This is a genomic window from Paracoccus sp. pheM1, from assembly GCF_018499825.1.
Classification (GTDB): domain Bacteria; phylum Pseudomonadota; class Alphaproteobacteria; order Rhodobacterales; family Rhodobacteraceae; genus Paracoccus; species Paracoccus versutus.
This window is the reverse complement of sequence record NZ_JAGXCX010000001.1, coordinates 2,275,907-2,297,650: the sequence shown is the minus strand read 5'-3', so window position 1 is coordinate 2,297,650 and position 21,744 is coordinate 2,275,907. Positions and strand designations below refer to the sequence as shown.

General features: G+C 70.9%; 18 protein-coding genes and 1 pseudogene. 9 read left to right on the top strand and 10 right to left on the bottom strand.

Features of this window, described 5'->3' with window-relative positions; translation table 11 throughout:
• Positions 1-3: 3 nt before the first annotated feature.
• A pseudogene (locus tag KF941_RS11685) lies at positions 4-1,058 on the top strand (saccharopine dehydrogenase).
• Positions 1,059-1,125: 67 nt separating this feature from the next.
• Positions 1,126-2,313, top strand: a complete 1,188-nt coding sequence (locus KF941_RS11680) for a PQQ-dependent sugar dehydrogenase (RefSeq protein WP_214273400.1) — start codon at positions 1,126-1,128, stop codon at positions 2,311-2,313.
• A 200-nt stretch (positions 2,314-2,513) separates the two neighbouring features.
• Here KF941_RS11680 and KF941_RS11675 read toward each other — a convergent pair whose 3' ends face one another.
• From KF941_RS11675 to KF941_RS11635, 9 genes are all read right to left on the bottom strand, one after another.
• Positions 2,514-2,885 carry a DUF3775 domain-containing protein gene (locus KF941_RS11675; RefSeq protein ID WP_036751474.1) on the bottom strand — a complete coding sequence of 124 codons (372 nt, stop codon included), beginning with the start codon at positions 2,883-2,885 and terminating at the stop codon, positions 2,514-2,516.
• Between the two features lie 231 nt (positions 2,886-3,116).
• The gene (gene mutL, locus KF941_RS11670) at positions 3,117-4,934 is read right to left on the bottom strand and encodes a DNA mismatch repair endonuclease MutL (protein WP_214273399.1); all 1,818 of its coding nucleotides are present in this window, start codon (positions 4,932-4,934) and stop codon (positions 3,117-3,119) included.
• 43 nt (positions 4,935-4,977) lie between these two features.
• Positions 4,978-6,291 carry a pitrilysin family protein gene (locus tag KF941_RS11665; RefSeq protein ID WP_214273398.1) on the bottom strand — a complete coding sequence of 438 codons (1,314 nt, stop codon included), beginning with the start codon at positions 6,289-6,291 and terminating at the stop codon, positions 4,978-4,980.
• Positions 6,288-7,670: a pitrilysin family protein gene (locus KF941_RS11660; RefSeq protein ID WP_214273397.1), complete on the bottom strand. Its 1,383-nt coding sequence runs from the start codon at positions 7,668-7,670 to the stop codon at positions 6,288-6,290. The genes KF941_RS11665 and KF941_RS11660 overlap by 4 nt, the downstream gene beginning before the upstream one ends.
• 95 nt (positions 7,671-7,765) lie before the next feature.
• Positions 7,766-8,338 (bottom strand): DUF3035 domain-containing protein, encoded by a 573-nt coding sequence (locus KF941_RS11655; protein WP_036751466.1) that lies wholly within the window; start codon positions 8,336-8,338, stop codon positions 7,766-7,768.
• A 31-nt stretch (positions 8,339-8,369) separates the two neighbouring features.
• The gene (lspA, locus tag KF941_RS11650) at positions 8,370-9,065 is read right to left on the bottom strand and encodes a signal peptidase II (protein ID WP_214273396.1); all 696 of its coding nucleotides are present in this window, start codon (positions 9,063-9,065) and stop codon (positions 8,370-8,372) included.
• Complete coding sequence (gene purH, locus KF941_RS11645) at positions 9,065-10,654, bottom strand: bifunctional phosphoribosylaminoimidazolecarboxamide formyltransferase/IMP cyclohydrolase (RefSeq protein ID WP_214273395.1); 1,590 nt, start codon at positions 10,652-10,654, stop codon at positions 9,065-9,067. The genes lspA and purH overlap by 1 nt, the downstream gene beginning before the upstream one ends.
• A gap of 40 nt (positions 10,655-10,694) precedes the next feature.
• The gene (locus KF941_RS11640) at positions 10,695-12,344 is read right to left on the bottom strand and encodes a heparinase II/III family protein (protein ID WP_214273394.1); all 1,650 of its coding nucleotides are present in this window, start codon (positions 12,342-12,344) and stop codon (positions 10,695-10,697) included.
• A gap of 30 nt (positions 12,345-12,374) precedes the next feature.
• Positions 12,375-13,646: an RsmB/NOP family class I SAM-dependent RNA methyltransferase gene (locus tag KF941_RS11635; protein WP_036751460.1), complete on the bottom strand. Its 1,272-nt coding sequence runs from the start codon at positions 13,644-13,646 to the stop codon at positions 12,375-12,377.
• A 54-nt stretch (positions 13,647-13,700) separates the two neighbouring features.
• On the opposite strand from KF941_RS11635, the gene KF941_RS11630 reads away from it, so the two are divergent.
• The 6 genes from KF941_RS11630 (at position 13,701) to KF941_RS11605 (ending at position 20,275) form a co-directional block, all read left to right on the top strand.
• The gene (locus KF941_RS11630) at positions 13,701-13,874 is read left to right on the top strand and encodes a DUF1674 domain-containing protein (protein ID WP_036751458.1); all 174 of its coding nucleotides are present in this window, start codon (positions 13,701-13,703) and stop codon (positions 13,872-13,874) included.
• Positions 13,875-14,032: 158 nt separating this feature from the next.
• Complete coding sequence (locus KF941_RS11625; protein WP_036751456.1) at positions 14,033-15,202, top strand: efflux RND transporter periplasmic adaptor subunit; 1,170 nt, start codon at positions 14,033-14,035, stop codon at positions 15,200-15,202.
• A gap of 3 nt (positions 15,203-15,205) precedes the next feature.
• Entirely contained in the window at positions 15,206-18,304 is a 3,099-nt protein-coding gene (locus tag KF941_RS11620; RefSeq protein ID WP_214273393.1) for an efflux RND transporter permease subunit, read from the top strand.
• On the top strand, positions 18,301-19,344 hold the full coding sequence (selD, locus tag KF941_RS11615) for a selenide, water dikinase SelD (protein WP_214273392.1): 1,044 nt from the start codon (positions 18,301-18,303) through the stop codon (positions 19,342-19,344). Before KF941_RS11620 ends, selD begins: the two co-directional genes overlap by 4 nt.
• Positions 19,345-19,438: 94 nt before the next feature.
• Positions 19,439-19,792, top strand: a complete 354-nt coding sequence (locus KF941_RS11610) for a hypothetical protein (RefSeq protein ID WP_214273391.1) — start codon at positions 19,439-19,441, stop codon at positions 19,790-19,792.
• 63 nt (positions 19,793-19,855) lie between these two features.
• On the top strand, positions 19,856-20,275 hold the full coding sequence (locus KF941_RS11605; protein WP_214273390.1) for a PaaI family thioesterase: 420 nt from the start codon (positions 19,856-19,858) through the stop codon (positions 20,273-20,275).
• 1 nt (position 20,276) lies between these two features.
• Here the strand turns inward: KF941_RS11605 and KF941_RS11600 are convergent, their stop codons facing one another.
• A complete protein-coding gene (locus KF941_RS11600) occupies positions 20,277-20,972 on the bottom strand; it encodes a fumarylacetoacetate hydrolase family protein (protein ID WP_214273389.1) in 696 nt (231 codons plus the stop codon).
• Positions 20,973-21,085: 113 nt separating this feature from the next.
• On the opposite strand from KF941_RS11600, the gene KF941_RS11595 reads away from it, so the two are divergent.
• Positions 21,086-21,739 (top strand): protein-L-isoaspartate O-methyltransferase, encoded by a 654-nt coding sequence (locus tag KF941_RS11595; protein WP_072461349.1) that lies wholly within the window; start codon positions 21,086-21,088, stop codon positions 21,737-21,739.
• Positions 21,740-21,744: the final 5 nt, after the last annotated feature.

Sequence of the window (21,744 nt, the reverse complement as noted above, 5' to 3'; positions counted from 1 at the left end):
CGCATGGTTCATCTTTGGGTCCGCGCGGAAAGCCGCGCCAATGAACAGCGGGTCGGCATCACCCCCGCCGGTCTGGGCGAGTTGATTGCGCAGGGCTTCCGCGTCACGGTCGAGGAAAGCCCGCATCGCATCCTGCCCATCGCCGGTTACGCCGCGGCCGGGGCCGAAATCGCGCCCGCGGCTTCCTGGCCGGGCGCCCCGGCCGAGGCCATCGTCTTCGGCCTCAAGGAACTGCCCGAGGATGGCACGCCCCTGGCGCATCGCCACATCATGTTCGGCCATGCCTACAAGGGCCAGCCGGCCGGGCTGGCGCTGCTGCGCCGGTTTCGCGACGGCGGCGGCGTGCTGTATGACCTGGAATACCTGACCGACGAGAACGGCCGGCGGCTGGCGGCCTTCGGCTATTGGGCCGGTTTTGCCGGGGCCGCCGTCTCGCTGAAGGCCTGGGCGGCGCAGCGGCGCGGCAGCCTCTGCGGGCCGGTCGCCGCCTGGCCCTCGCAAGAGGGATGCAGGACGAGCTGCGGGCCGAGCTGGACGCGACCGGCGCGCCGCGGCCGCATGCCATCGTCGTCGGCGCGCTGGGGCGGGTGGGCAGCGGCGCGTCGGACCTGCTGGCCCGCATGGGGGTGCGGGTCACGAAATGGGACATGGCCGAGACGGCCGGCGGCGGCCCCTTCCCCGAGATCCTGGCGCATGAGCTGTTCGTGAACTGCATCCTGGCCGGGCCGCAGACCCCGGTTCTGGTGCCGCCCGAGGCGGTCGGGCCCGGCCGGGCGCTGACGGTGATCGGCGACGTCGCCTGCGATCCCTCCAGCGATTTCAACCCGGTCAAGGTCTATGACCGCGCGACCGACTGGGATCGGCCGGCGATCCGCCTGGCCGAGCGCCCGCCGTTGGACGTGATGGCGATCGACAACCTGCCCTCGCTCTTGCCGCGCGAAAGCGCGCTGGATTATGCCGCGCAGCTGCTGCCGGTGCTGAAGCGCCTGGACCGCATCGACGAGGGGGCCTGGGGCAGGGCGGGGGCGCTGTTTCGGGACCATCTGGCCGCGTCTTGACGCCGGCCGGGAACGCAAGCGGCGGCCGGGACGTTGGGCCGCGAACCCCAGTCAGACGGATGCGACCATGATGACGCGACCCGCTGCCATTGCCGCCAGCCTTGCCCTGTGCCTTGCCGCCCCGCCGGCGCTGGCCGAGTTGAACGACCGTCCCCCGAACGCCAGCGGGCAGAGCCCGGCCTTTCCCGGCCAGACCCGCGCCCCCGAGATCCGCGAGCAGATCCCGATCAGCCGGGTTCCGCTGATCCGGGGGCTCAGCGATCCCTGGGGCATGGCGCTTTTGCCCGGTGGCGGCTTGCTGATCACCGAACGCACCGGCACGCTGCGGCTTTACCGCGACGGCCAGCTGTCCCAGCCCATCCAGGGCATGCCCGAGGTCGATGCCCGCGGCCAGGGCGGGCTTCTGGACGTGGCGGTGGCGCCGGATTTCGGCAGCACGCGGCAGGTCTGGTTCAGCTTTTCCGAGCCGCGCGGCAATGGCCGCAACGCCACCGCGGTCGGCACCGGGCGGCTGTCGGCCGACGGCACCGCGCTGGAAGAGATGCGGGTGATCTTCCGGCAGGAGCCGGCCTGGGCCTCGACCCTGCATTTCGGCTCGCGCCTGGTCTTCGACCGGCAGGGGCAGCTGTTCGTCACCACCGGCGAGCGCTCGCGCCCCGAGCCGCGGCAACTGGCGCAGGATCTGGGCACGCATCTGGGCAAGGTGCTGCGCATCGACCCCGCCACCGGCGCCGCCGCGCCCGGCAATCCCTTCACCGAGGGGCAGGCCCGGCCCGAGATCTGGTCCTGGGGCCATCGCAACATCCAGGCGGCGGCGCTGGACGCGCAGGGCCGGCTCTGGACGGTCGAGCATGGCCCGCAGGGCGGCGACGAACTCAACCTGCCGCAGGCCGGGCGCAACTATGGCTGGCCGGTCATCACCTATGGCCAGGACTACAGCGGCGGCCCCATCGGCCAGGGCATCACCCAGCGCGAGGGGATGGAGCAGCCGGTCTATTACTGGGATCCGGTGATCGCGCCCAGCGGGATGGTGTTCTATCGCGGCGCCATGTTCCCGGAACTGGAAGGCGATGCGCTGATCGGCGGCCTGCAGGCCGGGGCGGTGGTGCGGCTGCGCATCGAGGGCGACCGCGTGAGCGGAGAGCAGCGCCTGCTGGAGGGCATCGGCCGCGTGCGCGACATCGAACTGGCGCCGGACGGGGCGCTGCTGATCCTGACCGATGGGGGCGAGCTGATCCGGCTGGCGCGCGGCTGAGGGCCGGGTGTGCCTTCGCTGGAGAAGGCCCGGCCGCCGCATTATAGGGCAAGGTGCCGATTGCCGGTCCCGATCACGACACTGGACCAAAAGCCTGGGATCGCCACCAAGACGGCAGCCACAATCGGCTGAGAACCGGGAACCTGCACTTGCCTCCGCAGGCTCTCGGCTTCCGAACAGGATTGTCGACGATCTGGACCCTAGACCGGGCGCTGCAACGCGTCCTCGGCATCCTCGGGCGAGATGCCAAGCGCCTCCATCCCCGCTTCCAGGTAATCGGCCAGCTGCGGCTCGCCCATCAGGTAATCCTGGGTGGGGGTGCTGCGCTCGGCCTTGGCGGTCTCGATCGCCTCGTCCAGATCCTCGGGGCCGAAGGTGTCGCGGCCGATCCACATCACCGCGACCAGGCTGGCCTGCTCGTCCTCGTTCAGGCTGGCGATGAACTCGGCCAGTTCGGTCTGGGTGCCATGGCCCTTGCGATGCCCGCTATGCGCCCAGGGGTTCACGCCGCTTTCGTATTCGCGGGCGCGGATGATGACATGGGCGATCTTTTCGGGACTGATTTCCAGCATGGCGGCACCTCCGGGATCTGTCCATTTGTCGCCCCGACCGGCGCCGGGGTCAATCGGGATCGAAGCGGGCGCGATGATGGACCGCGCGCCGGCCATGCCCCCGAGCCGTCTGCGCAGGACGGCAGGCGCGGGCAAAAGCCCGGCGCGGCTGCAAGCGGGGGCAGGGGGGCGGGCCAAGGTGCCGGGCATCGGCCGCGCCTGCGTCATCGGGTCGCGGCCGGGCGGGATCGCTCAGCGGCCGAAAAGCCGCTCGATGTCCGACAGCTTCAGCTCGATCCAGGTCGGGCGGCCGTGGTTGCACTGGCCGGATTTCGGCACCCGCTCCATCTCGCGCAAAAGCGCGTTCATCTCCTCCGCCGACATGCGCCGGCCCGAGCGGACCGAGCCGTGGCAGGCCATCGAGGACAGCACCGCATCGACCCGCGCCCGCAGCCGTTCGGACGTGCCCTGGTCGGCCAGGTCGTCCAGGATGTCGCGGATCAGCCGCCGGGCGTCCAGGCGCTGGATCAGCGCCGGCACCTCGCGCACCGCGATGGCGCCGCCGCCGAAGGGCTCGATCACCAGTCCCAGCGCGGCCAGCTCATCGGCGATGGCAAGGATGCTTTGGGCGTCGGCTTCGGACAGCTCGACGATCTCGGGGATCAGCAGGGCCTGGCTGGCGATGCCGCTGGCATCAAGCTGCGCCTTCAGCCGCTCATAGACCAGGCGTTCATGGGCGGCATGCTGGTCGACGATGACGATGCCGTCGGCGGTCTGGGCGACGATCCAGTTCTCGTGCAGCTGCGCGCGGGCGGCGCCCAGCGGCGCCTCGGCCGCAGGCTCGGGCTGGGCTTCGGGTTCGGGCTCGACCCGCGCGGTCGGCGCCTCGGCAAAGCCCGGTGCCTGAAAGGCCAGGCTGGCGGCGATGGCTGGGCCCGAGGGGCGGGCGGGCGCGTAGCTGGCCTGATAGCGGCGCGGCTGTTCCGGCTCGGGCCGCGCCACCCCCAGCGCCGCCGCGGCCACGGTGGACGAGGCGCGATGCCCCGCCCCCGCCAGCGCATGGCGCAGCGCGCTGACCACCAGCCCGCGGGCGATGCCCGGTTCGCGAAAGCGGACCTCGGCCTTGGCGGGATGCACGTTCACGTCGACCTGGTGCGGATCGCAGGTCAGAAACAGCACCGCCGCCGGATACCGGCCCGAGGCCAGCACGTCCATATAGCCCGCCCGCAGCGCCCCGGTCAGCAGCTTGTCGCGCACCGGGCGGCCGTTGACGTAAAGATGCTGCGCCACCGCCGCGCCGCGCGAATAGGTCGGCAGGGCGGCAAAGCCGGTCAGGGTGATACCGTCCCGCGTCGCGTCGATGGCAAGCGCGTTGTCGATGAAATCGCGGCCCATGACGCGGGCCAACCGGGTCTGCAGGGCGCCGAACAGCTCGCCCTGCTCGGCATCGGCGCGAAACAGCACCCGGCCCTCGTCCTCGTCGGTCAGCGTGAAGCCGACATAGGGCTCGGCCATGGCCAGGCGGCGGATCGCCTCGGCCACGGCCTGGGTCTCGGCCCGGTCCGTGCGCAGGAATTTCAGCCGCGCCGGCGTGGCAAAGAACAGGTCGCGCAACTCGACCACCGTGCCGCGATTGCCCGCCGCCGGCTTGACCGGGCCGATGCGCCCGCCGGTGACGGCGATCTGCGCGCCGTCATGGCCGGCGGCGCGGCTGGTGATCGACAGCCGGCCCACGGCGCCGAGGCTGGGCAGCGCCTCGCCGCGAAAGCCGAAGCTGCGGATGTCCAGAAGGTCGCTGCCGTCGATCTTGCTGGTCGCGTGCCGGGCCAGCGCCAGCGGCAGATCCTCGGCCGTCATGCCGCAGCCGTCGTCGCTGACGCGGATCAGCGCCTTGCCGCCCTTGGCGATGGCCACGTTCACCCGCGTCGCGCCGGCATCGAGCGCATTCTCGACCAGTTCCTTGACGGCCGAGGCCGGGCGTTCAACCACCTCGCCGGCGGCGATGCGGTTGGCCGCGGCCTCGTCCAATTGCCGGATGACGGGACGCATCTTGGGGGCATGGGTGTTCATGCCCCCAGATCTAGCATTTCCCGGCGCGGCGGGAAAGGATTCGTCAGTTGGTCGCGTCGATGCCTTCCGGCCGGCCGACCAGCACGAAGCGGATCTGGTCGGAATGCAGCAGGCGCTGCCCCACGCGCTGCACGTCCGCGGCCGTCACCGCCTCGATCTTGCCGTTGCGGGTGTTGACGTAATCCGCCGGCAGGCCGATCAGCTGCATCCCGGCCAGGATGCCGGCGATCTTGCCGTTGCCGTCGAAGCGCAGCGCATATTCGCCGGTCAGGTAGGTCTTGGCATCGGCCAGTTCCTTTTCCGTGACGCCGCCCTTGGCGAAACGGTCCCATTCCTGGCGGATCAGGCCGACCGCCTCGGCCACCTTGTCGTTCGCGCTGGCCATGCCGCCCTGCCAGGTCTCGCCATAGACGCCGTTGGCAAGGCCGGTGCTGACGCCATAGGTCAGCCCGCGCTTTTCGCGGATCTCGTCCATCAGGCGCGAGGAAAAGCCGCCGCCGCCCAGGATGTGATCGGCGACGAAGGCGGCGAAGTAATCCGGGTCGGACATGGGCAGGCCGGGCTGGGCAAAGCTGACCACGGTCTGCGGGCTGTCCCAGTCGATCACCGTCACCCCGCCGGTCAGTTGCAGCCGGGCCCTGTCCGGCAGCGGGGCCGAGCCCTGTTCGGGCAGCCCGCCCAGCACGGCGTCGATCAGCTTGCCCAGCTCCTCGGCGGTGATGTCGCCGGCCGCGGCCACCACCACGCGGTCGCGGGCCAGGATGCGGTCCCTGGCCGCGACCAGGTCGTCGCGGGTCAGCGCGGCCACGGTTTCGCGCGTGCCGTTGATCGAGGTGGCATAGGGATGCTCGCCCCAGGCCAGCCGCGCCAGTTCCTTGCTGGCGATGGCGTTCGGGCTGGTCGCCTCGGACCGGATGACCGCCTGCAACTGCGCCCGCACCCGCTCGACCGCATCGGGGTCGAAGCGCGGCTCGGCCAGCGCCTGGCGCAGCAATTCGGCCGCCTGGTCGCGGTTCTCGGTCAGCATGCGGGTGTTGACGGTCAGCGCATCGTCGCCGACATCGAAGCGGTTCTGCGCGCCCAGCCCCTCGACCGCCTCGGCATATTGCACCGAGTCCATCTCGCCCGCGCCCTCCTCCAGCAGGGCGGTCATCAGGCTCATCTGGCCGCGCTTGCCCGGCGCGTCCAGGCTGGCGCCGCCCCGGAACATCAGCGACAGCGCGGTGAAGGGGATCGAGTGATCCTCGACCAGCCAGGCCTTGATGCCGCCGGGCGAGGTGATCTCCTGGATCTCGATGGCGCGCGCAGGCAGGCTGGCCAGGGCGACGAAGACAAGGGTGGCAAGGGCGCGGATCATTCGGCTTCTCCCGGATTGGCGACTTCGGCAGCGACGGGTTGCGGCTCCTCGGGCGGCGGCAGCAGCCAGCCGGTGACGCTGGCCTTGCTTTCCAGCACCAGCCTGGCGGCGGCGCGGATGTCCTCGGTGGTGACGGCGGCCAGGAGGTCGGGCCAGTCGTTCACGTCCTCGATGGTCAGGCCGGTGGCCAGGCCCTGGCCATAGTCATAGGCCCGGCCATGCGCCGAATCCTGGGAATAGATGCGGGCGGCGCGGATCCGGGTCTTGACCCGTTCCAGCTGCGCCGGGTCGGGGCCCTCGGCCAGGAATTTCGCCAGCGCCGCGTCCAGCGCCGCCTCGGCCTCGGCATTCTCAACCCCCGGCGCCGGCACCATCGAGATGCCGAAGGTGGTCGGATCGACCGCGAACCCGTCGTAGGAGGCATTCACGTAAAGCGCCTTGCCGGTCAGCACCAGGTCGCGGGCCAGGACCGAGGTCTGGCTGGAACCCGCCAGCAGGTTGGCCAGCACGGTCAGCGCGGCGGCCTGCTGCTGCTCGCCCCGGTTGCGTTCGGGCGCGATCACGGTGCGGATCATCACCGGCTGGGCGACGCGGGGGTCCACCCGCTCCATCCGCCGGGGCGAGCGCTGGATCGGCTCTTGCGGGCGCGGCTGGCGGGCGGCGTCGGGCTTGGGCGGGACGGGGCCGTAATATTTCTCGGCCAGTTCGCGCACCTCTTCGGGGGTCACGTCGCCGGCGATGACCAGCACGGCGGCGTTCGGGGCGTAATGCGCGTCATACCAGGCGATGGCATCCTCGCGCGTCAGCCCCTCCATCTCCTGCCGCCAGCCGATCACCGGGCGGCCATAGGGGTGGTTGTAGAACTGCACCGCGCTGCGCTCTTCCGAGAATTGCGCGCCGGGGTCGCTGTCGGTGCGCTGCGAGCGTTCCTCCAGCACCACCTGGCGCTCGGCCTGCCAGTCGTCCTCGCCGATCTTGAGATTGGCCATGCGGTCGGCCTCCATCTCCATGATCAGCGGCAGGCGGTCGCTGGCGATGCGCTGGAAATAGGTGGTGAAGTCGTAGCTGGTGAAGGCGTTGTCCATGCCGCCATTGGCGGTCACGGTCTTGCTGAGATCCCCCGGTCCCAGCTTGTCGGTGCCCTTGAACATCAGGTGTTCCAGGTAATGCGCGATGCCGGACTTGCCGGGCTGCTCGTCGGCCGAGCCGATGCGATACCACAGCATCTGCACCACGACCGGGGCGCGGTGATCCTCGATCACCACGGCTTCCAGGCCGTTTTCCAGGGTGAAATGGCTGATTCCCTTGGGCATTTCGGCCAGCGCGGGGGATGCGGCCAGCAGCAGCGCAAGGGGCGCAAGTCGGGTCAGGATGGTCATGGCAGGCTCCGGTTCGGGGTCGCGCCACGAACCTGCCCTTGCGCGGGGTCGCGCGCAAGCCTGCCGCCCCTCATCTCGGCGTGATCGGGGCGCGATCAGTCCTCGCGCAGGATCGGCACCCGGTCCACCACGCTGGGCCGGGCGGCGACGTCGCCGTTGCTCATGCCGCGGGGCGGCGCGGCGGGCAGCTGCACGCCGGTCGGGCGCCAGCGTTCCAGTTCCGACCAGCTGTCCAGCGTCATCGATTCATAGGCGCGGTAATAGACATTGGTCCGCGCCAGCACCTCGAGCGCGCGGCGGGAATGGCGGCTGCGCCAGGCCAGATCCTCTTGCGCGGTGGTCTGGCGGATCGCCGGGTCGCGGCCCAGGCGCGAGGCATGGGCGATCAGCGCGGCATCGGCGACGCCGACGCCCTGCGCGGCAAGCTGGCCCGGATTGCCGCCCAGCGCCGCCACGGCATCGGCATGGGGCGTCGGATCGGTGATGTTGCCACCCCCCGGCGTCGGCGGCGGCAGCACGTTCAGGTCGGCCGGCATCTGCAAGGGCTTGGTCGGCAGGATCGAGAATTCGTCCGGGCTGGTGCGGCCGGCGTTGGTGTTCATCAGACGCGGATCGCTGCTGCAAGCGGCCAGCAGCAGCGTGGTCATGGTCAGCGCGATCGCCCGCATCTTGCGTCCCTCTTGTTCGTCCGGCCCGTTCTTAGCGTGTATTCCCGGCCTCGTCACGGGTCTTGTCGTCCAGCGCCAGTTCCGCCTGCGCCTCGTCGCCGGCCAAGGGCCGTTCGCCGTTCGCGGGGCGGGGCTTGGGCGCCCGCGGCTTGGCCGGGGCGCGGCGCTTCTTCGGCTCGGGCTTGCGCTCGGGCGGCAGCAGCACCAGCCCCATCGCGCCCAGGAAGATGGCGATGTCGGCCACGTTGAAGCTGTAGGGGTTGCGCCAGCCCGGCAGCGACATGTTCAGGAAATCCGCCACCGCGCCATAGGTCAGCCGGTCCACGACATTGCCCAGCGCCCCGCCGATCAGCAGCCCGGCCGAGGCTTGCGCAAAGCGCGACGGCTTGGCCCGCCCGACCCAGATCCCGACCCACAGGCAGACGGCCAGCGCGATGGCGATCAGCACCCAGCGCATCACCTCGACATCGCTGGCGAACAGGCCGAAGTTCATGCCCTGGTTCCAGGCCATGCGCAGGTTCAGCCAGGGGTCGATCACGTCGATCTCGCGCAGCTGGTCCAGCCGCAGCACATGCACGACCAGGTATTTCAGCGCCTGGTCCAGCACAAAGACCAGCCCCGCCACCAGCGCCACGTTGCGCCCGACGCGCGGCGGCGGCGGCTTCTTGCCGCGCCGCTTGCGGGCCGCCGGGCTTTTCCGCGGCTTGGGGGTCGCGGTCTCGGCCATCAGTGACGGAAATGCCGCTGGCCGGTAAAGACCATGGCCAGGCCCAGCCGGTCGGCGGCCTCGATCACCTCGGCGTCGCGCATCGAGCCGCCGGGCTGGATCACCGCCCGCGCGCCCGCCGCCGCCAGCGCCTCGACCCCGTCGGCGAAGGGGAAGAAGGCGTCCGAGGCGACCGAGGAGCCGATGGTCAGCGCCTGCGCCAGGCCCAGCGCCTCGGCCATGTCCTCGGACTTGCGCTTGCCGATGCGGGTCGAATCGACGCGGCTCATCTGGCCGGCGCCGATGCCGACGGTGGCCAGGTCGCGGGCATAGACGATGGCGTTCGATTTCACATGCTTGGCCACGGTCCAGGCGAACAGCAGGTCGGCCAGTTCCTGGTCGGTCGGCTGGCTTTTCGTCACCACCTTCAGGTCGGCGCGCAGGATGCGGCCGTTGTCGCGGCCCTGCACCAGGAAGCCGCCGGCGACCTGGCGGAAGGCCAGCCCAGGCGCCGCGGGGTCGGGCAGCCCGCCGGTGGTCAAGAGCCGCAGGTTCTTCTTGGCGGCGAAGATCTCTTTCGCCTCGTCGGTGGCGTCGGGGGCGATGACCACCTCGGTAAAGATCTCGGTGATCGCCTGCGCGGTTTCGCCGTCGAGCGTGGTGTTCAGCGCGATGATGCCGCCGAAGGCCGAGGTGCGGTCGCAGTCGAAGGCGCGCCGGTAGGCATCGACGGCGCTGTCGCCGCGGGCCACGCCGCAGGGGTTGGCGTGCTTGATGATCGCCACCGCCGGGCCCTGGGCCGGGTCGAACTCGGCCACCAGCTCGAAGGCGGCGTCGGTGTCGTTGATGTTGTTGTAGCTGAGTTCCTTGCCCTGCCATTGCCGCGCGGTGGCGACGCCCGGACGGTCCGAGCCGTCCTTGTAGAAGGCGGCGGACTGGTGCGGGTTCTCGCCATAGCGCAGGGTCTGCGCCAGCTGGCCCGAAAAGCTGCGCCGGCGCGGGGTTTCCTCGCCGATGGCCCCGGCCATCCAGGTCGAGACCGCGGCGTCATAGGCGGCCGTCCTGGCATAGGCGATCTGCGCCTGCCGCTGGCGAAAGGCCAGGCTGGTGCGGTCGTCGTTGGCGTCAAGCTCGGCCAGCACGGCGGCATAGTCCTCGACATCGACCACCACCGTCACGAAGGCGTGGTTCTTGGCGGCGGCGCGGATCATCGCCGGGCCGCCGATGTCGATGTTTTCGATGCAATCGTCATGGGCGGCGCCCTTGGCCACCGTCGCCTCGAACGGATAGAGGTTGACGACCAGCAGGTCGATCATGCCGATCCGGTGCGACCGGGCGGCGGCCATGTGTTCCTCGTTGTCGCGCAGCGCCAGCAGGCCGCCGTGGACCACCGGGTGCAGCGTCTTGACGCGGCCGTCCATCATCTCGGGAAAGCCGGTCACTTCGGCCACGTCCACCACGCTCAGCCCCGCCTCGCGCAGCGCCTTGGCGGTGCCGCCGGTGGACAGGATCTCGACGCCCCGCGCCGAAAGCGCCCGCGCAAAGTCGATCAGCCCGGTCTTGTCGGAAACGGAAATCAGCGCGCGCTTCAGCGGAATGCGGTCGGTCATCGGTCGGAGGCCCCGTGCGGTGGATGGCGGATTTGGCCCGTCACCTACCCCCGGAACGCGCCAAGGTCCAGCCGATCTGGATCGCCCGGCCCAGCAGATGCGCGGAAATCACCATCTGCCGCGAGGGGCGCGGCTCGGCCATGGCGCGGTCGAGCAGGCAGGACGCCTCCAGCCGCAGCTGGCCCACGCCGTCATGGCTGAACAGCCATTCCTCGCCGCCCGGCAGGGTCAGGTGGATTTCCTGCCCCTGCTGGCGGGCCTGGACCTCGGGATGCAGGTGGAAGCGGATGTCGAAGGCCAGACCTTCCTCGGGGCGGACCTGGTCCAGCCGGGCCTGGGCGCTGGCGTCCAGCGCCGCCAGCGAATCCTCGCCGCGCAGGCCCACGCCGTCGGGATCGAGCCAAAGCTCGCGCAGATGCGTCAGCCCGTGGCTGGCCAGCCAGCCGTCATGGCCGGCCAGCAGATGCGCGGGTTCCGGCGAATGCGCCGGGCCGCAATCCGGGGCGGTCAGGTTGCCCAGCGCGTCGCAATCGCCGGCCCAGACCAGGTCGGGGCGCTCGGTCAGGATGTCGGGCTCGCCCTCCTGCCGGTTCGGGTTCAGCCGCGACGAGGACAGGCCGGCCAGGCACAGCGCCGAATGGCAGGGCGTGGCGCGGCTGGCCCTGGCCCACAGCGGGCCGAAGCCGTCGCCGGGGCCGCAATTCACGATCAGCGGCTGGCGCGCCACGGTCAGCTCGAAGGCCAGGGTCGAGGCATGGGCGCGGATCGCCGCCGGACCGCCGGGCGGCGGCGCGGCATCCAGGATCAGCGTGGTGCGGGCCCGCGCCATGCGGGCAAAGCCCATGGCGAGCCCGCTGACCGGCAGGGCCGGGCCTTCGGCCGCGCGCAGGCAGCGGTCGAGCCGTCCGGCCGCGCCGCGCCCGCCGCCGTGAAAGCTGGGCAGCGCGCCGTCGGCATGGCGCAGCGCCCGCAGGATCGGCGCGATCTCGGCGATGATGGCGTGCAGCTCGGGCGGGCATTCCAGCCCCACCTCTTCGGCGACCTCTTGCGCCCAGACCAGAAGCGCCATCGCCTCCAGCAGCGATTCGGGCGCGCGGGCCTCGGACAGGGTGGCGACGCCCATGGCGTCCGCCTCTTCGGCCAGGGCGATCAGCGCCGGCTGCGCCAGGGTCTGGCGGTCGCGCAGCGACATGGCGCCGATGGCAAGCCCTGCCAGCGCCTCGATCCGGCACAGCCCGTCGGTGCTGTCGAACCATTTGTCCCGCAGGTGGAGCAGGTGCTGGTCGAGGGCGCGGAAATAGGGCTCGGCCCCGTCGCGGTCCAGCCCCGGCAGGATCATCCCGGCATGGAAGATCCAGCGCAGCACCCGCCGCCCGGCGACCTGCGGCGCCCATTCCGGCGCCTCGGGCTGCGGCTGGCGGTGCCGGCGCAGCCAGCGCAGCACATGGTCCTGGGCGATGGCGCGGGCGCGGGGCGTGCCCACGGCGGCAAGGTCGTCGAGCCAGCCGAAGCCGGCCAGTTCGGCCGCGACGCTGGCGGGCAGGTCGGCGGCGAAGAAATCGCCCGACAGGGTGATGCCGCCCAGGTGCAGGGTGCCCGCGGCGATCTGTTCGCCGCGGCCGGGATGGCCGATGGCCTTGGGTTCGGGGCGGCGCAGGAATCCCCTGGGCGCGACGGTGCTATCGGTCATGGGCAACGCATTCACTAGGACGGCGCAACCTTAGGTCCGCTCGGCGGATTTCCGCAAGCGCGCGATGAAGAACCCGTCCATGCCGCCGCGTTCCGGCCACAGGTCCGGGCGCAGCCGCAAGCCGCCCTGGGGCGTGATCCAGCCCGGCTCGATGCCGGGGGCGCGGGGCGGCTCGACCGCCAGGCCGGGATGGCGCGCCAGGGCGGCGGCCAGCTGCGCCTCGCCCTCGGCGGGCAGGAGCGAGCAGGTGGCATAGACCAGCCGTCCGCCGGGCTTGAGCAAGGACAGCGCGTGGTCGATCAGCCGCGCCTGCAAGCCGGTCAGTTCGGCCAGCCCCTCGCCGTCGCGGATGCGCGGCAGTTCGGGGTGGCGGCGGATGGTGCCGGTGGCCGAGCAGGGCGCATCCAGCAGCACCGCGTCCAGGGCCGCGTCCGGCCGCCAGTCCAGCGCATCCGCCGCGACCAGCCGGGCGGAAAGCCGGCAGCGCGCCAGGTTCTCGGCCACGCGGGCCAGGCGCGGTTCGGAAATGTCCACCGCCGTCACCTCGGCCCCGGCGGCGGCGAGTTGCAGCGTCTTGCCGCCCGGCGCGGCGCAAAGATCGGCGATCGCCTCGCCGGGCTGCGGATCAAGCACCCGCACCGCCAGCGCGGCGGCCGCGTCCTGCACCCACCAGTCGCCCTCGGCATAGCCGGGCAGGGCCGAGATCTGCGCGGCGGCAGGCAGCCGGTGCGAGCCGGTGGGCAGCGCCTCGCCGGGGCAATCCGCGCCCTTGGGCGTCAGGTCCAGGGCCGCGCCGGCCTCATGCGCGGCCTCGATGGCGCGGGCGGTATCCTCGCCCCAGGCGGCGACGACGGGCGCGCGCAGCCAGGGCGGCATCTTCTGCGGCGAGAGCGCGGCCCAGGCCGGGGCGGCGCCGGCGATCTTGCGCAGCACCGCGTTCACCATGCCGGCCGCCGCCTGTCCCTTTGGCCCCGAGGACCGCGCCAGCGCCACGGCGGCATTGACCGCGCCATGCGGCGCCTCGTCCAGGGCCAGCATCTCGACGGTGGCCAGCCGCAGGATGCGCATGATCTCGGGGCGCGGGCGGCGGGCCAGCAGCGGCGCCAGCAGCAGGTCGGCGCGGTCGGCGCGGCGCAGCACCTCGAGCGCGAGGCGGCGGGCGCGGGCGCGGTCGGGCGGCGACAGGCGCTCGGTCAGCGCCGCCGCCTCGTCCAGCGTCGCGCCCTCGTCCACCGCGGCCAGCAGGCGCAGCGCGCCCTTGCGTGCCCCGTCCCTGACCGTCTTGCCCTGTGACTTGTCCAAAGCCTGCCCCTTGCCTAGATTGATCCCGTCTAGCGTGAAGCAGGGGAAACCGCCATGACCGACCGCAAGGATCTGCCGCCCGCCGCGCAGCGCGCGCTGGCCGAGGCCGAGGAGCGCCGCCGCAAGGCGAAGCCGCTGGACCTGCCGGTCGAGCTGGGCGGGCGCGACGGGCCCGAGCCGGTGCGCTATGGCGATTACGAAAAGAAGGGCATCTGCGTCGATTTCTGAGGCGCCGTGCCCGGCTGCCCGGTCGCATGGGTATTTGGAGAACGGAGAAATCCGCCCTGCTGGCGAATCCGTGAACGGCGTTGAGCCGGCCGTTTACTTGCCATTGGGGTTCGGCGTCTAAACAATGCGCCAACCACCAAAACCGCAAGGAACGGCAGATGGCCTCTGGGCAGGGGATGATGAGATGGGCGGCGCTGGCGATCATGCTGGCGGGGCAGGCTTTCGCGCAGCAGGGTCCGGGTGGGGGCGGGGCGCAGGGCCCGACCGAGGTCGGCGTGGTGGCCACCGCCGAGGAGGACGTGCCCTATACCGTCACCCTGCCCGGCCGCGCCATCGCCTATCAGCAGACCGGCATCCGGCCGCAGGTTGGCGGGGAAGTGCTTGAAATCTCTTATGATCCCGGCAGGCCGGTGAAGGCCGGCGACGTGCTGTTCCGCCTGGACCCCGAGACGCTGGCCGCGGCGCTGGCCGCCGCCGAGGCCGCCGTGGCGGGGGCCGAGGCCAGCCTGACCCAGGCGCAGAACACCGTCACCCGCTATCGCCGGCTGGAGGGTTCGGGCGTTTCGGCCGTGGACCGCGCCAATGCCGAGGTGTCGCTGAAACAGGCCGAGGCAGACCTGAAATCGGCCGAGGCCGCGCGGGATGCGGCGCGGCTGGCCCTGCAGCGCACCGAGATCAAGAGCCCGCTGGACGGCGTGGCGGATGTGGCGGCGGTCTCGGTCGGCGACCTGGTGACGGCGAGCCAGTCCGAATCGCTGACCACCATCACCCAGCTCGACCCGATCTATGTCGACGTCTCGGAATCCAGCGCCCGCATGCTGCGCAACCGGGCGCGCATCAGCGCCGGCCAGCTGGTCGTCAACAGCGGGGTGACGACCCAGCTGATCCTGGAGACCGGCGAGGAATACCAGGGCGAGGGGCGGATCGTCAGCCCCGGCATCGCGGTTTCGCCCACCACCGGCACGGTGCCGATCCGGCTGCAATTCGACAATCCCGACCGGATGATCCTGCCCGGCCAGTTCCTGCGGGTGAAGCTGACGCTGGGCACCACCCGCGCGGTGCTGGTCCCGCAGCGCGCGACCAGCCGCGCCTCGGACGGCACGCTGACCGCCTTCGTCGCCCGCGACGGCAAGGCCCAGCAGGTCACGCTGAGCGAGCAGGGCAGCTATCGCAACAGCTGGATCGTCACCCAGGGCATCAATCCGGGCGAGCAGCTGATCGTGGACGGGCTGGAAAACCTGCGCGCCGGCGCCGAGATCGCCACCGTCCCCGTCACCATCGACGCCCAGGGCGTCGTGCGCGAGATGGACGAGCGCGGGGAAGGCTAGGGCATGGCACGTTTCTTCATTCACCGCCCGGTCTTTGCCTGGGTGCTGGCCATCGTGACCATGCTGATCGGCACCTGGTCGCTGATCAACCTGCCGGTCTCGCAATATCCCGACATCGCGCCGACCACGATCCGCATCACCGCCAACTATTCCGGGGCGACGGCGCGGGCGGTGCAGAACTCGGTCACGACGCCGATCGAGGACGCGCTGACCGGGCTCGACGGGCTGCTCTATACCATCTCCTCGGCCTCGACCGGGCGCAGCGTGATCGAGATGGTCTTCGACGACAGCGTGGACCCGGTCGATGCGCTGAACGAGGTGCAGTCCAAGGTCCGCTCTGTCGAAAGCCGGCTGCCGACGCCGGTGCAGAACGACGGCGTCTCGGTCACGCGCTCGTCCTCGTCGATCCTGATGGTCGGCTCGCTGGTCTCGACCACCGGGCAGCATTCCACCATCGAGCTGGGCAACCTGCTGGAGCAGGTGGTCGAGGGGCCGGTCAAGCGCACCGAGGGGGTGGGCGGGGTCAATGTCTTCGGCTCGGGCTATGCCATGCGGATCTGGATGGACCCGCTGCGGCTGGCGCAGTTCCAGCTGACGCCCACGGACCTGACCACCGCCGTGGCGCAGCAGAACAGCACCGTCTCGGTCGGCGCGCTGGGGGAGCAGCCGGTGGTGGCGGGCCAGCAGTTCACCGCCAACATCACCGCGCAGAGCCAGCTGACCTCGGTCGAGGATTTCCGCAACATCCTGCTGAAGACCGGCGAGGACGGCGCCACCGTGCGGCTGGGCGACGTGGCCGAGGTCGAGATCGGCCAGACCCGCTATGGGCGCGATTCGCGCTTCAACGGCATGAACGCCTCGGGCTTTGCGGTGAACCTGGCCACCGGCGCCAATGCGGTCGAGACGGCGAGCGGGGTGCGCGCCACGCTGGAGGGGCTGAAGAACGCCCTGCCCGAAGGGGTCGAGGTGCATATCGCCTATGACACCGCGCCCTTCGTCGAGCTGTCGATCGAGAAGGTCTATCACACGCTGATCGAGGCCATCGGGCTGGTGTTCCTGGTCATCCTGGTCTTCCTGCAGAACTGGCGGGCGACGCTGATCCCGATCATCGCCATCCCCGTCGTGCTGCTGGGCACCTTCGGCATGCTGGGGGCGCTGGGATATTCGGTGAACACGCTGACCATGTTCGCCATGGTGCTGGCCATCGGCCTTCTGGTCGACGACGCCATCGTCGTGGTCGAGAACGTCGAGCGGGTGATGGAGGAGGAGGGGCTGGGCCCCGTCGAGGCCACGGAAAAGAGCATGGGCCAGATCAGCGGCGCGCTGATCGGCATCGCGCTGGTGCTGTCGGCGGTGTTCCTGCCCATGGGGTTCATGCCCGGCTCGACCGGGGTGATCTATCGCCAGTTCTCGGTCACGATCATCACCGCCATGGTGCTGTCGCTGCTGGTGGCGCTGATCCTGACGCCGGCGATGTGCGCCAGCCTTCTGCGGCAAAGCCACGGCCCGGCGCGCTTTGCGCCCGCGCGCTGGTTCAACGCCGGCTTCGACCGGGTGACGCGCGGCTATTCCGCCAGCGTGCGCCGCACCCTGCGCCGGCCGATGCTGGTCATGCTGGTGCTGGGTGCGATCAGCTATGGCGCCATCGACCTGTTCGGCCGCATGGACACGACCTTCATCCCCGGCGAGGACCAGGGCGTGCTGCAATCGCGCATCACCCTGACCCAGGGCTCGACCGCGCAGCAGACCGCCGCCGTGGTGCAGGAGATCGAGGAATACATGCGGACCGAGGAAAAGGACGCGGTGGAATCGGTCTTTGTCGCCATGGGCTTCGGCTTCGGCGGCACCTCGCAGAACCGGGCGATGATCTTCGTCAAGCTGCGCGACTTCGACCTGCGGCAGAAGGCCGAGCTGTCCGCCTCGGCGGTGGCGCGGCGCGCGAACGCGCATTTCTCGGGGCACCGGGCCGGGCGCATCTTCTTCATGCAGCCGCCGGCGATCCCGCGGCTGGGCAACTCGGCCGGCTTCACCATGTATCTGACCGACCAGGCGGGCGGCGGCATCGAGGCGCGGACCGAGGCGGCCGAGCTGCTTGAGCAGCGGGCGAACGAAGATCCGCGGCTGACCAATGTCGAAAGCTCGGGCACCGAGGACGAGGCGGCGTTGCGCATCGACATCGACCAGCAGAAGGCGGAAAGCCTGGGCGTCAGCCTGTCGGGCGTGAACGCCATGCTTTCGACCATCTTCGCCGGGACCGAGGTCAACGACTTTGCCCTGGGGGCGCAATTGCGCCCGGTCATCGTGCAGGGCGCGGCGGCGAACCGGATGCAGCCCGAGGACGTGGACAGCTGGTATGCCCGCAACGCGGGCGGCGAGATGGTGCCCTTCACCGCCTTCATGTCGACCCGCTGGGAGCCGGTCGAGCCCTCGCTGGCGCGGATCGACGGCATCGACGCCATCGAGATGGAGGGCGAGCCGGCGCCGGGCGCCAGTTCCGGCCAGGCCATGGCGGCGATGGAGGAGCTGATCGCCGGCCTGCCCGGCAACTATGCCGCCGCATGGACGGGCCTGTCCTATCAGGAGCGGCAATCGGGCAACCAGGCGCCCTGGCTGTTCGCGCTGTCGGCGCTGGTGGTGTTCCTGTCGCTGGCGGCGCTTTACGAAAGCTGGTCGGTGCCGTTCTCGGTCATGCTGGCGGTGCCGGTGGGGGTTCTGGGCGCGGTGGTGGCGGCGCTGACCTTCGGCCAGGCCAACGACGTCTATTTCAAGGTCGGCATCCTGACCACCATCGGCCTGGCGGCCAAGAACGCCATCCTGATCGTCGAATTCGCCCGCGACCTGGAACAATCCGGCCGCGCCACCGTCGCGGCCGCCATCGAGGCCGCGCGGCTGCGGCTGCGGCCGATCCTGATGACCTCGCTGGCCTTCATCCTGGGCGTTCTGCCCCTGGCCATCGCCACCGGCGCGGGCGCGGCGGCGCAGAACTCCATCGGCATCGGGGTGATGGGCGGGATGATCGCGGCGACCTTCCTTGGCATCTTCATGGTGCCGGCGTTCTACGTTACCGTGCGCCGGCTGACCGACAGGAGAGCCCGGACATGAACGACCTTCCCCGACTGACCTCGCTGGCGCATGGCGGCGGCTGCGGCTGCAAGCTGGCGCCCTCGGTCCTGCGCGAATTGCTGGCCGACCAGCCGATGGCGCAGGCGTTCCCGCAGCTGCTGGTCGGGACCGAGACCTCGGACGACGCCGCGGTCTGGCAGGTGGACGACGATACCTGCGTCATCGCCACCACCGATTTCTTCATGCCCATGGTGGACGATCCGCACACCTTCGGCCGCATCGCCGCGACCAATGCGATTTCCGACATCTATGCCATGGGCGGGCGGCCGATCATGGCCCTGGCCATCCTGGGCATGCCCATCGACAAGCTGGCGCCGTCGCAGATCCGCGAGATTTTGGAGGGCGGGCGCGAGATCTGCCACCAGGCCGGGATTCCGGTGGCGGGCGGCCATTCCATCGACGCGCCCGAGCCGATCTACGGGCTGGCGGTGGTCGGGCTCTGCCATCCCTCCGAGCTGCGGCGCAATGCCGATGCGCGGCCGGGCGACGCGCTGATCCTGACCAAGGGGCTGGGCGTCGGCATCTATTCCGCCGCGATCAAGAAGGGCGCGCTGGACGAGGCCGGCGTGGCCGAGATGGTCGCCTCGGCCACCACGCTGAACCGCATCGGCGCCGACCTGGCGAAGCGCGGCGATGTCCATGCCATCACCGACGTGACCGGCTTCGGCATCCTCGGCCACGGGCTGGAGATCGCGCGGGGCGCCGGGTTGCGGCTGCGGCTGAGGCTGGCGGAATTGCCGCTGTTGTCGCGGGCGGCGGAACTGGCCGAGGCGGGTTTCGTCACCGGCGCCTCGACCCGGAACTGGGCTGCCTATGGCGCCGAGGTCGAATTGCCCGCGGGCCTTGCCCCCTGGCAGCGGGCGCTGCTGACCGATCCGCAGACCTCGGGCGGGCTCTTGGTCGCCTGCGCGCCTGGTGCCGCTGGCCAGGTGCTGGATTTCATCCGCGGCGCGGGCTTCCCGCTGGCGGCCGTGGTCGGCCATGCCGAGCAGGGGGTCGCCGGCATCTCGGTCGAATAGCGCCGGGATTCTTGGGTATTTGGACAACGAAGAAGCGGCGGGCGCGTGGAACCCGGTGCCGTGGCCGGCGTTGGGGCGCAGGAGGATGCAGCCCATGTCGCAGATTTCCCTGTCCCGTATCGCCGTGCTGAGCGTGGCGCTGGCCTGCCTGGCCGCGCCGCTTTCGGCCCAGACCGCCCCTGCCGAGGCGCAAAAGCCGGCACAGACCGCCGCTGCCGGCGAATGCCCGCCCGCCGCGGCCCAGGCCGAGCCCGCGACGCCCGAGACCGCCTCGGCCGACGGCACCGCGCCCGAGAACTCGGGCTCGACCGGCTGGACGGGCGGCACCGGCGGGTCGATGATCGGCACCAATCCTTCGGGTGCGGATGCCGCCACCCGGACCTGGCAGCCGCCCACCGCCCGCGGCCTCGACCTTGCCGGCCGGCCCGAGCCGGTGCCGGCCTGCTGATACCGCGGGCGATTGACGCTGCCCTCCTTGCCGCGGAAGATGCGGGCAAAAAGGGGGACCGCGATGACCGACGACCGGAGTTCTGCCACCATCGAGGCGCATTCGCCCTATTCCGAATCGCTGGAGATGGAGGTCGTGGCCGCCACGCTCGACGAGGTCGTGCTGCGCATGCCGGTGACGCGGACCCTGACCAATCGCAACGGCGTGCTGCATGGCGGCGCGATCATGAGCCTGGCCGATCACGCCGCCGGCACCGCCACCCAGCTGCGCCTGGCCGAGGGCGCCGCCACCACCACGCTGGAAAGCAAGACGAATTTCCTGCGCCCGATTCGCCTGGGCGACGTGGCCGAGGCCCGGCCCCGGCCGCTGCACCTGGGCCGGACCACGATGATCTGGCAGACCGACATCCGGCGCGGCGACGGCAAGCTGGCCGCCGTGGTGATCCAGACCCAGCTGGTGCTGGCATGGAAGGAGCCCGGCTGAGCTATTCCGCCGCGCCGATGGTCAGCTCGACTTCGGCCAGCCCCTCGACCCTGCCGGCCAGCCGGTCGCCTTCCGCGACGGCGCCGACCCCGGCCGGGGTGCCGGTCATGATCAGGTCGCCCGGCGCGAGATGATAGTATTGCGACAGGTCCGCGACCAGTTCCGGGATGGACCAGACCATGTCGCAGATCGGCGCATCCTGCCGCAGCGTGCCGTTCACCTCCAGCCGGATGCGCTGCGCCGCCGGGGCGAAGTCCCGCGCCGGGGCCAGGGCCGAGAAGACGGCCGCGCCCTCGAAATTCTTGCCCAGATCCCAGGGATGGCGCTTGTCCTTGGCCCGGCCCTGCAAGTCCCGCCGCGTCATGTCGAGGCCGGTGCCATAGCCCCAGACCGCCGCCATCGCCTGCGCCGGCGCGATGCGGAAGGCGGGGGCGCCGATGGCCACGACCAGCTCGACTTCGTGATGCAGGTCGCGCGTGCCGGGCGGATAGGGCAGGGTCGCGCCACTTTGTCGCACCGCATGGGCGGATTTCAGGAAATAGAACGGCGCCTCGCGGTCCAACTCGGCCCCCATCTCGGCGGCATGGGCGGCATAGTTGCGCCCGACGCAGAAAATGCGGTTCACGGGGAATCGCACGTCCTGCCCCAGGACCGGCAGCGCGGCGGGCGGCGGCGGGGGAAACAGATATTCGCTCATGCCCGCGACCCTGCCACGGCGGCGGCGTCGCGGCAAGAACGCCGGCGCCGTTGCCCGCACCGGATTTTCGTGGCAAGAGAGCGTAAAGCCAACCGAATGCAGGGTTCGCATACATGACCGATTTCGCGCAGCGCCGCACCATGATGGTCGACACTCAGGTGCGTCCGAACGAAGTGACCAGCTATCCCGTGATCGAGGCGATGCTGAACGTCCCGCGCGAGCAGTTCGTTCCCGAATCGCGCCGAGACGTGGCCTATGTCGGCAACAATATCGACCTTGCCCCCGGCCGCGTGCTGCTGGAGCCGCGGACGCTGGGCAAGATGATGGATGTGCTGGACCTGCAGAACGGCGACCTGGTGCTGGATGTCGGCTGCGGCTACGGCTATTCCGCCGCCGTCATGGCCCGCATCGCCGAGGCCGTCGTCGCGCTCGAGGAGGACGCCGCCATGGCCGCCGAGGCGGAAAGCCGGCTTGCCGCACAGGATGTGTTCAACGTCGCCGTGGTCCAGGGCGCGCTGGCCGAGGGCTGCGCCAGCCAGGCCCCCTATGACGCCATCCTGATCGAGGGCGCGGTCGAGCAGGTGCCCGAGGCGCTGGCCGATCAGTTGCGCGAGGGCGGCCGCATCGTCGCCATGTTCCGCGAGGGCAACCTGGGCACCGTCCGCATCGGCCACAAGCTGGACGGGCGGTTGAACTGGCGCTTCGGCTTCCATGCCACCGCCCCGCTGCTGCCGGGCTTTGCGCGTCCGCGGGGTTTCGTCTTGTGATGCCG